The following is a 15,298-nucleotide window of genomic DNA, read 5'->3' on the forward strand; positions in this document are numbered from 1 at the left end:
GGCATTCGCACCATCGACAGTCCTATCCAGATTCAGGGCGAAGGCCTGGAGAAAGTGAAGCCACAGAACCCGCCGGCAGTAGGAGAGCACACAGTAGCTCAGTTAAGCGCTTTGGGTTACAGCGAGGAAGAACTGAAGGCATTGGCAGAAGCGCATGTGATAGGCTTACCCCGTAAGTAATTAAAAAAGATGAATATACGCTGAGACGTTAATAGCACCTCTACAAAAAAGAACAGTATAATAAACTACTAAATACAATAATTTAAAACGAATTATAATGAAAGAAGAAGCAAAGTTTTACGAGGATTTTGAGATTGGAGAAACTAAAGTAACACCGGCCAGAACGATAACAGAAACCGATATTGTGATGCATGCCATGCATTCAGGCGATTGGATGCCTCATCATACCGATGCAGAGTGGTGTAAGACACAACCTTTTAAAAAACCAATTATGCATGGTAATGGTACCTTCGCTATTAGTACAGGACTTACTTTTCTTGGGGAAAAAATGAATCCACACGCTATGTCATATGGCTATAACAAGATTCGTTATCCCAACAATGTTTTTGCAGGAGATACCATAAAAGTGGAGACCAAAGTTATAAGCAAAGAGGAGCACCCTAAGCGACCAACACATGGATTAATTACCGAAGCAAAATCAACGATCAACCAAAAGGGAGAATGTGTTTGTTATGCCGAACATATCCTATATGTGGAAAAGAGAAACGCATAAGGATATATCAGGCTCTCCTAAATGCGAGCTAAGAAAAGATAGTATAACATTAATTTAAGAACGAATTATCATGCAAGAAGAAGATAAATATTACGAAGACTTTGAGGTAGGTGAGTTCTATATGACCTCAGGGCGCACGATAACAGAAACCGATATTGTGATCCATGCCATGCATTCAGGCGACTGGCAGCCCCATCATACGAATGAGGAATTTGCCAAGTCACAACCCATCAAGCATCGTATCGCTCATGGTAACCTGACTTTCTGTGTGAGTACCGGCTTGATTTTTCAGGCAGAAAAGCCGAATCCGAACATTATGGCCTATGGCTATAACAAGATTCGCTACCCGGCCTCTGTTTATGCTGGAGATACCATAAAGACGGAAGTAAAAATCACCGATAAGCAGCCACACCCCAAGCACAAGACCCATGGTTTGCTGACCCAAACAGAAACAACAACCAACCAACGGGGTGAAACAGTGGCTTTTGTGGAACACATACTTTATGCCAAGAGGAGAAATCCTGCGGAGTAAAGGCTATAATAAATATCTAAAACAAATTATATGATGAAAAAAGGTGAAAAAAACTATTCTAAGCTGGATGCCTTTCGAGGGATGGATGTAACCTGGCTTCTGGAGCAATGGGTCGAAAGACAGCCTGACAAGACATTTGTTATATGGGCTCCGTTTGAAGAAACAGATCGACGTTGGAGCTATGCGGAACTGGCAAAATATGCAAAGCAATTTGCTGCAGGGCTATATAGCAGAGGGGTTAGAGCAGGGGATTTTGTGCTTATACATTCAGATAATTCACCTTATTTTCTAACAGCCTGGTTTGGATGTGCTTACCTTGGGGCTGTGCCAGTGACCATTAATACGCGCTCTGTTGCGGATAATGTTAAATACTTTGCTGAAGTGATGGAGCCTGTTTGCGCCATCACTCAGCCTTGTTATGCAAGAATGGTTAGCGAGGCCTGTGGTCAAGACACTCAAATGATAATTACAGGCTCGGCATCTGATGATGATGAATTGGCAGGCTTATCTTTTGAAACATTTGCAGCCGTTTTTTCTGATGAAGCACTGGTTCCGCTGCCAACCGATCCGGAACGCAATCTTGCAGTACAATTTACATCAGGCACGACATCGCGTCCCAAGCCAACTGTTTGGACACATGCCAATGCTCTTTGGGGTGGCAGGTCTATGACAATGAATATGCGATTACGAAAGGATGATATCACACTGATATATATGCCTCTGTTTCATGCTAATGCGCAGATTACTTTACTTTCGGCATTGTGGTCAGGAGGAACAATTGTCGTACATCCCAAGTTTTCAGCTTCGAGGTTTTGGGATACCTGTGCGAAATACGGGGTAACCTGGGTGTCAATGATTCCCTTTGCATTTAAAGCCTTGAAAGGGCGTCCTGTACCAAAGCATAATGTGCGGGTATTGATGGGATTGGAGCGTTTGCCGGAGGCAGAAAAGGAGTTTGGTGTTCAGACGATGGCACTATGGGGAATGACGGAGACTGTTGCATCAAGTATTGTAACCGATGCTGATCAACAGGGGCCTGCAGGTACGATGGGACGTCCATCTCCACTGTACGGAGTGGAAGTGCGCAAGAAGGATGGTACGCCGGCTGGACCTGGTGAGGAAGGCTTGCTTTATATTCATGGTGAACGTGGGGTTTCTCTCTTTAAAGAATATTACAAACACCCGAAAGAAACAGAAGAAGCTTTTGATGGAAATGGAGCACTCGATACAGGCGATGTGGTGCGTATCGATAATGATGGCTGGATGTATTTTGTTAATAGAGACAAGGATATGCTAAGGGTTGGAGGTGAGAATGTGGCAGCCAAAGAAATAGAAACCACAATTATGGATACGGGTTTTGTGATGGAATGTGCTGTGGTAGCACAGAAACACTATATGTTGGGTGATGTGCCTGCAGCTTTTATTTCATTAAATGAAGCAGGAAAAAACAAAACACAGAAAGAAGTTATTGACGAAGTAATCGCTTATTGCAAAGAGGAACTTGCTGATTTCAAGGTCCCAAGGTCTGTGCACATCGTCGATGATTTTCCTCGTTCAACGTTGGATCGGATTGCAAAGAATAAGTTGCGAGACCAATTGCCATCAATTGAATCAGACTGATTGTGCATGAGAATGGTTAACCTTCAATATTATTAGAAGGGTACAAGGTAGACTGGCAGTAGCTGTAGGAGAAATAGAACATTTCAGGTGGTTTTGGAGGCAAGGAATCTGTATGCCAACAGGCGAAGACTCCTCTTATTCCAGCATTTAAAGTCGCACGTCGACTTTTCTAAGGGCTGTTCAGTATATCTGATGAAGAAGAAGTGGATGGGTTTTGCCGAAAAACGGGCGCCAAACTGGAAAGCGAGATAAATTATAAATTTAAAGAAACTGAGATGACAGTTGGATTATTAGATGTATTTATGATTCTTTTCATTACGATGGGACCACTTAAACCGGCCATTGTATATGTATCATTAACGGCAAAGGCCGATGCGAGTTTTCGTCGTAAGGTAGCACTGAGAACCGTCATAACTGCAACTGCCGTTGCAGTACTATTTGCGTTAGCAGGCGAATTCCTATTAAGTGCTTTCCATGTATCAGTACCTGCCTTAAAAATGGCCGGAGGATTAATTCTTCTTTTATATGCCTTAGACATGGTAATTGGAGGCGATAAGAAAAACGATAGTACTGATACTGAATTATCCCCAAATATCGCGGTTTACCCTTTAGCCATGCCGTTAATGGCAACACCTCAAGGGCTTGTTGCCATTACTACTTTTACTGCTGCAGATCCTGATACTAGTGAATTAATAATGGTTGTTGGCTTAATTCTGGCACTTATGGCATTCAACTTTTTCTTTTTGCTTGGAGCTCATAAAATACTAAAAGCAGTAGGGCCGGCAGCGCTTAAAGTCGTGTCTGTTGTAGTTGGGTTATTGCTTGCAGCTTTAGCAATTCAATTAATGATATGGGGATTGACTGATCTCGGTGTAATTGAGGAATATGTGGCTGTTAGTTAATGCGGTATTTTAAAATATAAATGAAATACTTTTAATTTTTAAACCTAAACAATGAAAAGAAAATCAAATATAATTTTAACAGCAATTATGCTATTAGGCATGGGTTTTAGTACTCAGGCTCAGGACGAATCGGTCACTTTAATCACCAATGTCAATATATTTGACGGAGTTAATGAAAAGCTGCTGGAAGGTTATGATGTGCTTGTAGTCAAAAATCTAATAAAAAAGATAGATAGAGACATTCAGATTGCCGATGCTTATGAAATTGATGTAAAAACAGGTGGGTTAAAAGCTATGCCAGCCGCTCATGCCAATGATTTTTCGATTTCAGGGGAAAAAACGGTGATGGTTTATGAGCCAGAAAAGAATACAAAGAAAAAGGTAAAGGTTACCAAAATTGATGGAGCCGGCCATACTCTTATCCCTGGTTTAATAGATGCCCACTGGCATACAACCTATGCTTATACTCCGGCAACGATATTGCTGGCAAGTAGGGGCGACATGCCGGAAGTTGCCATTTTAAGTATGACCGGTGCCCAAGAAACCCTATTAAGAGGTTTTACCACCGTACGGGATATGGGAGGGAATCCGTTTGCCATTAAAAAGCTGATCGATAGCGGACAATACCCCGGGCACCGTATCCTTCCTTCCGGTCCGTTTATGAGTCCAACAGCAGGGCATGCTGACCATTATGGAGTTCCAACTGATACTCCCAGAGATAAAAGGTTTCTTAATTACTGGGAACAGAACATGATGGCTATGACGTCTGATGGAGTGCCTGAAGTGCAGTTAAGAACTCGCGATATTCTGAAATATGGAGCCACACAAATAAAGATTTGTACAGGAGGTGGGGTATCCTCTGTCTATGACCCATTGGATGTAAGCGAATATTCAATTGCCGAGGTAAAAGCCGCTGTTGAGGAGGCTACTAACTATAATACTTATGTGGCATCCCATGTAATGACTGACCGGGGAGTTCGTGAATCGGTAAAGGCTGGAGTTATGAGCATTGAACATGGTTTTTTCGCGACAGAAGAAACACTGGCCTTGATGAAAGAGAAAGGAGCCTGGTTAAGTCCACAGGCTATGAAAGAAGAGGACATGGTATGGACGAACCCTATCAGTGCAGCCAAGTATAAGCAGGTGACAGATGCCGTGGCAAACCTATATCCTTTGGCAAAAAAAGTGGGAGTTAACCTGGCTTTTGGAACCGATCAGTTAATGGATGCTTCCAAAGCTTACCAGCAAAGTCTTTATCTGGTTCGATTAGGAGAATGGTTCTCACCATATGAAGTGTTGAAAATTGCAACTTCCGAGAATGCCCGTTTTTTGGAAATGGCAGGACCAAGACATTCCTACCAGGAAGGACCACTAGGTGTGATAAAAGAAGGGGCCTATGCCGACTTAATCATTGTGGACGGCAATCCGCTCGAAAACCTGGAATTGGTTGGTGACCCTAAAAAGAATTTTGTACTCATCATGAAAGATGGCAAGGTATATAAAAATAAACTTGGCCAATAAATAAATCAGAGAGAAGGATCTTATTAGTCATTCTTCTCTTTTGTTACTCACTACCACTACTTACTTTCATGTAAATAAAGTTATGTTATAAATCAATATCAACCCTAAATTTATTTGTACTATGAAAAGGCAATTGAATCTGTTTTTTACGGCATTTATCCTGTTAATAATGGGTTTTTCAGTTGATGCCCAGAATGAAGAAGTTACCTTAATTACTAACGTCAATATTTTCGATGGCGTAAACGAAAAACTACTGGAAGGCTATGATGTTTTGGTGGTGAAAAACCTGATTAAAAAAATCGACAAAGACATCAAAATTGCCAAAAATTATGAAATTGATATAAAAACCGGTGGATACAAAATCATGACGGGAGGATACCTTACTGATCTCTCTCCCTATGGAGAGAAAAATGCAGTAATGATTTACGAACCCGAACAGAATGTGACAAAAGAGGTGTCGGTGAACGTTATCGATGGAGAAGGTCGCACTTTAATCCCGGGCTTAATCGATGCACACTGGCACATGGCTCTGGCGGAACTGCCAATGAGTTCAATAATGACAGGTGACGCATTTGAGGTGGGTATTCGCATGACCAAGGCTGCTCCCCATACATTACTGCGAGGATTTACTACTGTTCGAGACATGGGGGGGAATACATTTAGCCTCAAAAAACTAATCGATGCAGGTGAGGTTGATGGACCACGCATACTGCCTGCCGGACCAATGATAAGCCAAACAGGTGGACACTTCGACTATCGATTGCCAAATCAAGTACCTGACAGGTCCGGTCTCATAGACTATTGGGGACGAGTGGCGATTAACGCAGTTGCTGATGGTACCACTGAAGTTCGGAAACGGGCCCGGGAAGCATTTATGTTGGGAGCCACCCAGGTTAAAATTGCCGGAGGTGGGGGTGTTGCTTCAAGCTATGATCCAATCGATGTGCGCCAGTATTCGCTCGAAGAAATGCAGGCCATTGTAGATGTTGCCAAGAGCTATAACAGCTATGTAGGTGCGCACATTTTTACTGATGATGCCGTACAAACTGCTGTAAAAGCAGGCGTCAAAAGCATTGAACATGGTATGCTTATAGGCCGCGAAACCCTTCAGATGATGAAGGACAACGATGCTTGGCTGAGTATCCAACCTATTTTAAACGATGAAGATGCAGAAACGTTTCCGAATCCTGAGTCTAACAAGAAGTTCGTAGAGGTAACAAAAGGTACTGAAACCGTTTATCGTTTAGCCAAAGAAATGGGCGTGAAAATGGCCTTTGGAACGGACCTTTTTATGAGTGCGGAAGCCGCTGCCAAACAAGGCAAGTTGCTTTCCAAGCTTGACCGTTGGTTTACACCTTATGAGGCGCTGAAAATGGCAACGTCAGAAAATGCCGAACTGATGGAGTTATCAGGTCCGCGACATCCTTACAAGGAAGGTCCTTTGGGTGAAATAACAGAAGGCGCTTATGCCGACTTAATTATTGTTGACGGAAATCCACTGGAAGATTTGAGTTTAGTGGCTGATCCTGAAAAGAATTTTTTGCTCATCATGAAGGACGGTAAGGTATATAAGAATAAACTAAAATAATCGAATCAATAAATCAAAATGTTATGAAAAAGCTCAAAAATCTGTTAACTGTTGTTATCCTGCTTTTTGCAACAGGTTTAATAGTAAATGCCCAGAATGAAGAAGTTACCTTAATCAAAAACGTCAACATCTTTGATGGTGTAAATGAACAACTACTGGAAGGGTATGATGTTTTGGTGGTAAAAAACCTGATTAAAGAAATTGGAAAAGACATTAAACTGGCAAAGAATTATGAAATTGATGTAAAAACCGGTGGATATAAAGCCATGCCGGGAGGATACCTAAGCGATCTTTCAGCATTTGGCGAGAATAAAGCTGTAATGATTTATGAGCCAGAAAAAAATGTGACAAAAAAAGTATCCGTAAATGTTATCGATGGTGCAGGGCGTACCTTAATGCCAGGGCTTATCGATGCACATTGGCATACAACTTATGCTTACACTCCAGCACCGGTTCTATTTTTAAATCAAGGCGATATGCCTGAAGTGGCCATTCGTAGCATGGAAGGGGCTGAAAAAACCTTAATGCGAGGATTCACAACAGTTAGAGATCCGGGTGGAAATCCGTTTGCTATCAAAAAACTAATTGATTCAGGTGAATATCCGGGACACCGCATTCTTCCTTCTGGACCATTTATGAGTCCAAATTCAGGGCATGCAGACTACAATAATAGACTGGAAACGCCAAAAGATAAACGATTCCTCAACTATTGGGAAAGGAATATGATGGCAATGACTTCGGATGGAGTTGCAGAAGTTCAGCTTCGAACACGTGACATTCTGAAGTATGGTGCTACGCAAATTAAAATTTGTACTGGTGGTGGTGTTGCTTCTTTATACGACCCTTTAGATGTGAGTGAATACTCGGTAAGTGAAGTGAAAGCGGCCGTTGAGGAAGCTACAAACTACAACACTTACGTGCATTCGCATGTATATACCGACGAAGGGGTGCGGTTGTCCGTTGAAAACGGGGTGATGTGTATTGAGCATGGATTTTTCGCTTCGGAAGCCTCCTTAAAGTTAATGAAAGAAAAGGGAGCTTGGATTAGTTTACAGCCTGTTGCCTTAGAAGACATGAAATGGGATGATCCAATCAGTCAGGTCAAATTTGAACAAATTATTGAAGGCATCGATTATGTATTTCGAACAGCTAAAAAAGTAGGTGTCAACATTGCTGTTGGTAAAGACCATCTTTTTAGCGCTGAGACTGCAGACCAACAAAGCGAATACGTAGTTCGTCTGGGGAAATGGTTTACGCCTTATGAAGCTTTGAAAATATATACTTCTGAAAATGCTCGCCTTTTGGAAATGAGTGGCCCCCGCCACCCATACCAGGAAGGACCACTTGGGGTGGTAAAAGAAGGTGCGTATGCCGATTTGATTTTGGTAGATGGAAATCCGCTCGAGAACCTTGAATTGGTGGGAGATCCGGCTAAGAATTTTGTAATGATAATGAAGGACGGCAAGGTGTATAAGAATACTTTATCAGAATAAGGGTTTAAAGGAGAGTTAATTAATTACATCTGTTAATCATTAGACTATGATGATAAATAACAAACTAAGATTTTTATTAATCTTAACAATCGCGATAATTTTGAATGCCTGCTCGCAGGTCGAAAATAAAAAGACCGAAGATAATTCAACCAATGATGAAATGGTTGCTAAATATGCAGGTGAAAAGTCATCACTTACGGTTGCAGATCATAAAAAGCTGTTGGAAGAAGGGTATCCCATACATCTTGTTCGGAGGGCCAAAGATTTATTCTCGTTCCGACATTTCTCTGTTGATGCATTGGATCATAAGGAAACAGCTGAGGATGATGCCTTGTACTATTTTAACTTTATGTGGGAATTTCTTCCGAGTGCGGTTGTACCTGCATCTAAGAACACATTCGAGTTGCAAAGAGTATTAAATCCGGAATTGGATAACCTTACCTACCTGGATATTGAAGGTAATGCATTCCCAAGCCTAAAAGAGTTTATTGATTCTCCTGATTCCAAGCTTCAGGCCATCATGATGATTCATAAAGGCAATGTTGTGTACGAAGAGTATCCCGGCATGCGCCCTGACGACAAGCATTTATGGATGTCGGTAACAAAGGCACTTTCGGGTACATTGATGCTCGACCTGATTCAGAATGGCAAAGTTGATTCTGAGGCACCTATTACTAAGTATGTCCCAAGACTTAAGGGGAGTGCATGGGATGGCGTTCCAGTTCGTTCGGTACTTACTATGACTACAGGGCTAAATTTAGACGATATAGCCGGTAATATGTATAAATCCGGCACCATGGAACAGCGGTATTATCAGGCATCGTTCGGAGACTACCATAACGGAAAAAAAGAGGACTGGATTGAAGTTATCCGTGAAGCTGAAAAGATAGCAGAGCCTTATGCTAAGTATCAGTATGCCAGTTTGAATACCCAGGTTTTAAGTATTGCTATTGAAAACGTAACAGGTAAGAAATTTGTAGATTACCTAAACGACCGATTCCTTCAGTATGCCGGTACCGGAGAAATGGTGGCTAATCTATTTCCCGATGGAAGTATTCATGCGGCTACAGCTATGAACTCCACACTGGAAGACATGGGTAGGTTTGGTCTTCTTTTTACCCCAACTTTTAAGAACATAACAGGTAAAGAAGTAGCCTCTCCCAAGCTTGCAGAATATATGTTTGACATTAAAGTTCCCTATGAAACCCTCAAAGAAAGCGCTGTTGGAAAAACGGCCTATAAATATCTTGGAGATCAGGATTTCTGCGGTGGAGGTGCACAGTTTGATTTCTTGTGGGAAGATGGTGCCTTTTGTAAACTAGGACATAACAATCAGGGTATCTACATCGATCCCAAACGTGAGTTTGTAGGAGTATATTTTAGCGCATCTCTGGCACCTAACTATGCTATTGGGTACATTAGGGCTGCAGCGGTATCGTTGGATAGTGACTAAGACATAACAGATATAGAATTGATTCGCTGATATCTTCTAATAATAAGAAGATCAGTGAAGTTGAAGATATCGTTTATTTATCCGGCGCATCTCGCTTTATTGTAAAATACGATAAAGGTGTTTAATAGCTAATGATGTTATTGTCATGAAACGGAAGATTGACCGGGTGAAATCTAATGAATAAATAAAATTGACTCAACTGACTTTTAGTGAGATGTATAAGAGTTGGTTGAGCAATTTTAAACTATTTTAATGCCTAAACAATATTAGCTATGAAGAACATTTATGCGATATCACTGGTGCTGTGCATGCAACTTTGTGTATTAAGCTTAACAATAAATGCACAAGAGGAAGAATCGGCTCTTAAAAGTGAAGCTGAAATCGCGAAGGAGTTATCCAATCCAAATACAACACTCGGAACCATGGCTTTCCCCATTGATTATATTCACTATAATGGAGATTTGCCCGGCGCTTCAAGCCAAAACGGATTTTTGCTCAATTTTCAGCCCAGCTTACCAATACCATTAGCAAAAGGTGTAAACTTATTTGTACGTCCACTAATTCCTATTTATTTAAGCCAACCTTCTTATGGAGTTAATGGCTTTGAAAATAAAGGTTTTAACCTGGGAAATATTAGTGCTGATGTAGCAGTTGGAAAAACATGGCCATCTAAAACAATTACAATTTTGGGTGTTTTTGCAGGTTTTCCTACTGCCACAGATGAAGCTTTAAGATCAAAATTTACAACTATTGGGCCAGAGTTTATGGTTGCTCAGTTATTTGATTGGGGGGTGCTAGGCTTAATGGTCAACCATGCCTGGAGCACAACAAGTAAAGATGCGGATGCATCAAGTGTGACTATTTTGCCGGATGAATTTTTTATTTTTACAGGCAATAGAGAACGAGCCAATATTACTGCAGGTCAGTATTTTTATGTGGTCAACCTTAAAAATGCCTGGCAGATAACCGGTCAACCAACATTTGCTTATAATCACGAAGCAACCAAAGGGAATAGGTTCACTTTCCCCATAGGTACAGGGGTTAATAAAGTCGTCCGTTTCGGGAAAATGCCAGTTAAATTTACTGCACAATATTGGTATTATTTAGCATCGCCAGACAGCTTTGGCCCCCAACATCAAGTAAGGCTTCAAATAGCTCCAGTAGTCCCTTTGCCATGGTAAACTAAAACCCTAAGAAACAATAGTCTATGAAAAAATTGTTTTTATTTCGATGTTCTATTTCACTTCTCTTTATTATTTGTGCAACAATGGTAGATGTATCAGCACAAAACGCTTTTTCGCAACTTCGGGGAAGTGAAGAAGATAGTTTAATGACAAAAAATTTTCCTGGTGCATGGAACTTGCCTGGTACCGACCTGTACATGAAGTTTGGAGGATACTTTAGACTTGATGCCATCTATGATTTTACAGGAGCAGGTACACGTAATCAGTTACTGATAGGGCAAATCCCGGTAAAAGGATCGCCAGAAGCCAACGCCGGTCCATTTTTTAATATGCATGTGCGTGAAACTCGTTTTAATTTTGATATTCGTCGAACGACGGACTTGGGGAGATCATTGAAATTTTTTATCGAGTTCGACTTTTTTGATGAATCTTTGGGTTCTGGTCAACCCAGACTGCGTCATGCTTTTGTCAAATATGGTAATCTTTTAATAGGTCAAACGTGGACGAACCTGTCTGATTTGAGAGTTTTCCCTTTTATTATGGACTTTTCATCAGGAGATGCATTATTCGGAGGAAGGTCTGTGCAGGTTAGATGGGAACAAGACTTTAAGAAACATTGGCAATATGGCTTGTCGCTTGAGATGCCTGTGATAGATGGAATCTATAATCCAGACAATCAACCAGGAGAAATCATGCCTATTTTACCTGTGTTTTCGGGTAGATTAAGTAATAACAGAGACAATGGGATGTTGATGTTTGGAGCACAGATAGAGCAATTACGTTGGTATGGTAGAAAACAAGGACCAAATGCAACGGCTCTTTCTTGGGGTGTTACTTTAAATGGACGTCAGTTGCTTACTGATAAATTTTTTGTTACATGGCATGCTTCCTATAACCGTGGAATGGCTAGTCAGGTGATCATCTTCACAGGATCTGCTCAAGGGGCTGTTTTAACACCTTCTGGTGATCTTCATATGGATGATGGGGTTACACTTGCAATAGGCGGTGGATATCAGTTATCTAAAGCTTTTTCCGCTAATCTGGCTTTTGCTCATTTTAACAGAGGTAGACTTGACTTTCGTCCTGATGATACAATGAAGAATGGCTTATTGGGACATGCTAACATTATTTGGAATATTGATGGTCGGGCAATGACAGGTTTTGAATTTGCCTGGGGTAAGCGGCAGAACATTAATGAATATAATGGTAAAGCATCCAGAATTCAAGCTATGATTAAATATGCGTTTTAATACTTAGTAGGTTAAATGTATCACTCTTAATTTAGTTATTGATGAACTTTAAATATTTCCAGAAACAGCTGATATTGATATTCATTACTATAATATTATGTCAAATCAGCTCGAATAAGGTTTCAGCGCAGCAATTTAATTCAGACAACTACCTGACCATGCCTCATGGTATTGGTACATTTGTTTTGGCAAGTGGTCAACGTAATTCAGCAATGTATGCCACCTTCAGTTTGCTTCCCAGGTTTGAATTGAATTTCTCATCAGCACTTTTTTGGGAAGATAAAAAAGCAAATTTACCACAACACTTTAGCACCAATTTATTTGGTAAATACATGTTCTGGGTTAACGAAGCTAATAATGGCGGTGCGGCAATATTTCTGGGGGTCGGCAGGTCCCCTGGCTATTATAATCAGAGTGGTTATTCTGCTTTCCATAAAAATTATTGGACATCTATTGCGGTCACTTTCCCATTGTTTAATAATACTATTTCGTGGGATATTATGCCGGGTGCGCTGGTTGATTTTGATCATGGAAACAAAAATAATCAAGCCTGGGGTTTCACTTGGTCAACCAGAATGGCTATTTATAAAATCATTCCGCAAACAGCGATAGTGGCCGAGGCTTATGGAACTGAAGGAGATGTAAGTTCAAAAGCTGAATATAAAGTTGGATTGAGATGGGAACCAAATGATTATATTATACCTGCAATTTCTTATGGTTCATGTTTTGATGGCAGTTCGGCATCGGGTTTTGAAATTGGCATTATCATTTTTACACCACCATTTTTAAAAAAGGATTTCATCAAAAATAATCATATCGTTTATTAGCGTTTGGTGCAAGTTTGTATCGTTGATTAAAAACATGAGGATTATAGTAATAATTTAGATTGTGTAATAAACACACCATAGTTAGCACAGATAGAAAAAGGTGCATTCTGTTTAAGAGCTTTTAATCTTAGTGTGGTAATTGTTTGAAATGATATTGAGTATTAATAAAAATTTAACACCTATATGGTAGAAATAAATAATCTTTCATATAAATGGAAAGATGAAGATAAGGACTTGCTGCGTATCGATCACCTGAAAATTACAAAAGGTGAACGATTATTTCTTAAAGGATCCAGCGGTAGTGGAAAGAGTACTTTACTAGGTTTGCTTTCGGGTATAATGGTGCCACAAAATGGGACTGTAAAAGTTCTTGATCAGATTATTAGCGGATTAAAACCTTCTCTCCGTGATGTATTCAGGGCCAATCACATTGGTTATATTTTTCAAACCTTTAATCTGGTACCATATTTATCTGTAATAGAGAATGTTATTTTACCTATCCATTTTTCAACTGTTAGGCGACAACGAATTAGAAATATGGGTAAGGAACCTAAGCAAGAAGCAGAACGACTTCTGCAAGTAGTTGGTCTTTCAGGAGAAGCAATCATCAATAAATCTGTTACCGAATTAAGTGTTGGTCAGCAACAAAGAGTGGCTGCCTGTCGTGCATTATTGGGAGATCCCGAAATCATTATCGCAGATGAGCCAACATCGTCACTTGATCAAACGGCGCAAGAAGCATTTATTACCTTACTCCTGGAAGAATGCTCCCAAAAGCAAACGACTTTATTTTTTGTGAGTCACGATACAAGTTTTGCCAAAGACTTTAATCGAATTCTGGAGCTTAAAAATGGTAGCATAGAGGAGTTTGAAACGATAAATAATACAAGTCCGTTATGAGTATACTTTTAAGATTAGCTTTTAAAAGCATCCGGTTTCGTAAAGCGACGTTAATTTTGAGCTTGGTTTCAGTATCCTTAAGTGTACTGTTATTATTAAGTGTTGAACGTTTGCGCTTCACAATTGAAGAGAGTTTTTCCAGTTCAATATCAGGTACTGATTTGATTGTTGGAGCACGTTCGGCTAATATTCCACTTTTGTTATCGAGTATTTTTCACATAGGCTCTCCCAGCCAGAATGTAAGCTGGAAGACATATGAGTATCTTTCAAATCAACAGGAAGTAAAATGGTCAATACCAATCTCTATAGGCGATTCTCATAAAGGATTTTCAGTTGTTGGAACGACTGATCAGTTTTTTGAACACTATCAATATGGTCGTAAACTAAATCTCCAGATCAATAGAGGGGAAGCATGTGTGCATGGACAGGAATGTGTTCTTGGGGCGAAAGCTGCCAGAGATCTGGGCTATTCAGTAGGGGATGATATGGTTGTAACCCATGGGATGGGACATGAAGAATTTGTAAAACATGAAGATGAACCGTTTAAAATAGCAGGCATACTGGAGCCAACAGGAACACCAGTTGATCAAAGTATATTTGTATCAATCTATGCTTTAGATGCGATTCATTCTCATTTTTATGTAAACGATAGCCATAATTATGATGTGTTTGATGGATTGGACGAGATTCATAGTCACGCTGGGCATGATCATCAACATGAAAAGCAGTTACAAAACCCGAAAGCCTTAAGCAGTTTTTTATTGGGGCTAAATTCAAAGTCTGATATTTTATTGTTGCAGCGTTCAATCAATGAATATAGCGATGAGCCTTTAACGGCTATACTACCTGCCTATACTCTTATAGAGTTATGGGAAATAGTAAAGCCTGTTGAGCACACCTTAATTGTCATTTCGGTGTTAGTTTTAATCATTGCTTTAGCTGGGGTTTTCACTACCATCATGATAAGTTTAAATGACAGAGTTCGTGAAATATCCATTCTTCGGTCGGTAGGGGCAAAGGCAAAACATGTTTTTGGGTTAATATTATTGGAGTCCTTTGGAATCATAAGTTTGGGAATTGTAAGCGGTGTTTTTCTTCTATATACCAGTTTGTTTATTGCCAAACCAATTTTAACTAAGCAGTTAGGTGTTGTAATTTCAATAGGCTGGTTTAGTATAAATGAACTCACAATGATGTTCTTAATATTTGTGCTCGGAGGCATTATAGGTTTAATACCGGCCTATAAAGCATATAGGAATTCAATGGCCGTTAGTTTAGTCGTTAAAAAATAAATA

General features: G+C 40.2%; 13 protein-coding genes and 1 pseudogene. All 14 read left to right on the plus strand.

Going from position 1 to position 15,298, the window contains the following annotated elements; all coding sequences use genetic code 11:
• A partial coding sequence (locus tag ACSX1H_RS08950; RefSeq protein ID WP_439183514.1) for a hypothetical protein occupies positions 1 to 180 on the plus strand: 180 nt, incomplete at its 5' end.
• 88 nt (positions 181 to 268) lie between these two features.
• A pseudogene (locus ACSX1H_RS08955) lies at positions 269 to 733 on the plus strand (MaoC family dehydratase); the annotation flags it as partial.
• A gap of 70 nt (positions 734 to 803) precedes the next feature.
• Complete coding sequence (locus ACSX1H_RS08960) at positions 804 to 1,265, plus strand: MaoC/PaaZ C-terminal domain-containing protein (RefSeq protein WP_439183515.1); 462 nt, start codon at positions 804 to 806, stop codon at positions 1,263 to 1,265.
• A gap of 30 nt (positions 1,266 to 1,295) precedes the next feature.
• The gene (locus ACSX1H_RS08965; protein ID WP_439183516.1) at positions 1,296 to 2,885 is read left to right on the plus strand and encodes an AMP-binding protein; all 1,590 of its coding nucleotides are present in this window, start codon (positions 1,296 to 1,298) and stop codon (positions 2,883 to 2,885) included.
• Between the two features lie 275 nt (positions 2,886 to 3,160).
• Positions 3,161 to 3,787 (plus strand): MarC family protein, encoded by a 627-nt coding sequence (locus ACSX1H_RS08970; RefSeq protein ID WP_439183517.1) that lies wholly within the window; start codon positions 3,161 to 3,163, stop codon positions 3,785 to 3,787.
• A 51-nt stretch (positions 3,788 to 3,838) separates the two neighbouring features.
• Positions 3,839 to 5,308 carry a metal-dependent hydrolase family protein gene (locus ACSX1H_RS08975; protein WP_439183518.1) on the plus strand — a complete coding sequence of 490 codons (1,470 nt, stop codon included), beginning with the start codon at positions 3,839 to 3,841 and terminating at the stop codon, positions 5,306 to 5,308.
• 121 nt (positions 5,309 to 5,429) lie between these two features.
• Positions 5,430 to 6,896, plus strand: coding sequence for a metal-dependent hydrolase family protein (locus ACSX1H_RS08980; RefSeq protein ID WP_439183519.1), 1,467 nt, complete (start codon positions 5,430 to 5,432; stop codon positions 6,894 to 6,896).
• 23 nt (positions 6,897 to 6,919) lie between these two features.
• Entirely contained in the window at positions 6,920 to 8,389 is a 1,470-nt protein-coding gene (locus tag ACSX1H_RS08985; protein ID WP_439183520.1) for a metal-dependent hydrolase family protein, read from the plus strand.
• Positions 8,390 to 8,435: 46 nt separating this feature from the next.
• The gene (locus tag ACSX1H_RS08990) at positions 8,436 to 9,842 is read left to right on the plus strand and encodes a serine hydrolase domain-containing protein (RefSeq protein WP_439183521.1); all 1,407 of its coding nucleotides are present in this window, start codon (positions 8,436 to 8,438) and stop codon (positions 9,840 to 9,842) included.
• Positions 9,843 to 10,114: 272 nt separating this feature from the next.
• Entirely contained in the window at positions 10,115 to 11,023 is a 909-nt protein-coding gene (locus ACSX1H_RS08995; protein ID WP_439183522.1) for a hypothetical protein, read from the plus strand.
• A gap of 26 nt (positions 11,024 to 11,049) precedes the next feature.
• On the plus strand, positions 11,050 to 12,276 hold the full coding sequence (locus tag ACSX1H_RS09000) for a DcaP family trimeric outer membrane transporter (protein ID WP_439183523.1): 1,227 nt from the start codon (positions 11,050 to 11,052) through the stop codon (positions 12,274 to 12,276).
• 41 nt (positions 12,277 to 12,317) lie between these two features.
• A complete protein-coding gene (locus tag ACSX1H_RS09005; RefSeq protein WP_439183524.1) occupies positions 12,318 to 13,103 on the plus strand; it encodes a hypothetical protein in 786 nt (261 codons plus the stop codon).
• A gap of 183 nt (positions 13,104 to 13,286) precedes the next feature.
• Positions 13,287 to 14,003 (plus strand): ABC transporter ATP-binding protein, encoded by a 717-nt coding sequence (locus ACSX1H_RS09010; protein ID WP_439183525.1) that lies wholly within the window; start codon positions 13,287 to 13,289, stop codon positions 14,001 to 14,003.
• Positions 14,000 to 15,295, plus strand: coding sequence for an ABC transporter permease (locus tag ACSX1H_RS09015; protein WP_439183526.1), 1,296 nt, complete (start codon positions 14,000 to 14,002; stop codon positions 15,293 to 15,295). Before ACSX1H_RS09010 ends, ACSX1H_RS09015 begins: the two co-directional genes overlap by 4 nt.
• Positions 15,296 to 15,298 lie beyond the last annotated feature (3 nt).

The organism is Carboxylicivirga taeanensis (assembly GCF_051851475.1).
GTDB lineage: Bacteria > Bacteroidota > Bacteroidia > Bacteroidales > Marinilabiliaceae > Carboxylicivirga > Carboxylicivirga taeanensis.

Excerpts from the sequence above, each read along its gene's own strand:
- ACSX1H_RS08960 (WP_439183515.1), top strand. The coding sequence starts at position 804 with ATGCAAGAAGAAGATAAATATTACGAAGACTTTGAGGTAGGTGAGTTC.
- ACSX1H_RS08965 (WP_439183516.1), top strand. The coding sequence starts at position 1,296 with ATGATGAAAAAAGGTGAAAAAAACTATTCTAAGCTGGATGCCTTTCGA.
- ACSX1H_RS08970 (WP_439183517.1), top strand. The coding sequence starts at position 3,161 with ATGACAGTTGGATTATTAGATGTATTTATGATTCTTTTCATTACGATG.
- ACSX1H_RS08975 (WP_439183518.1), top strand. The coding sequence starts at position 3,839 with ATGAAAAGAAAATCAAATATAATTTTAACAGCAATTATGCTATTAGGC.
- ACSX1H_RS08980 (WP_439183519.1), top strand. The coding sequence starts at position 5,430 with ATGAAAAGGCAATTGAATCTGTTTTTTACGGCATTTATCCTGTTAATA.
- ACSX1H_RS08985 (WP_439183520.1), top strand. The coding sequence starts at position 6,920 with ATGAAAAAGCTCAAAAATCTGTTAACTGTTGTTATCCTGCTTTTTGCA.
- ACSX1H_RS08990 (WP_439183521.1), top strand. The coding sequence starts at position 8,436 with ATGATGATAAATAACAAACTAAGATTTTTATTAATCTTAACAATCGCG.
- ACSX1H_RS08995 (WP_439183522.1), top strand. The coding sequence starts at position 10,115 with ATGAAGAACATTTATGCGATATCACTGGTGCTGTGCATGCAACTTTGT.
- ACSX1H_RS09000 (WP_439183523.1), top strand. The coding sequence starts at position 11,050 with ATGAAAAAATTGTTTTTATTTCGATGTTCTATTTCACTTCTCTTTATT.
- ACSX1H_RS09005 (WP_439183524.1), top strand. The coding sequence starts at position 12,318 with ATGAACTTTAAATATTTCCAGAAACAGCTGATATTGATATTCATTACT.
- ACSX1H_RS09010 (WP_439183525.1), top strand. The coding sequence starts at position 13,287 with ATGGTAGAAATAAATAATCTTTCATATAAATGGAAAGATGAAGATAAG.
- ACSX1H_RS09015 (WP_439183526.1), top strand. The coding sequence starts at position 14,000 with ATGAGTATACTTTTAAGATTAGCTTTTAAAAGCATCCGGTTTCGTAAA.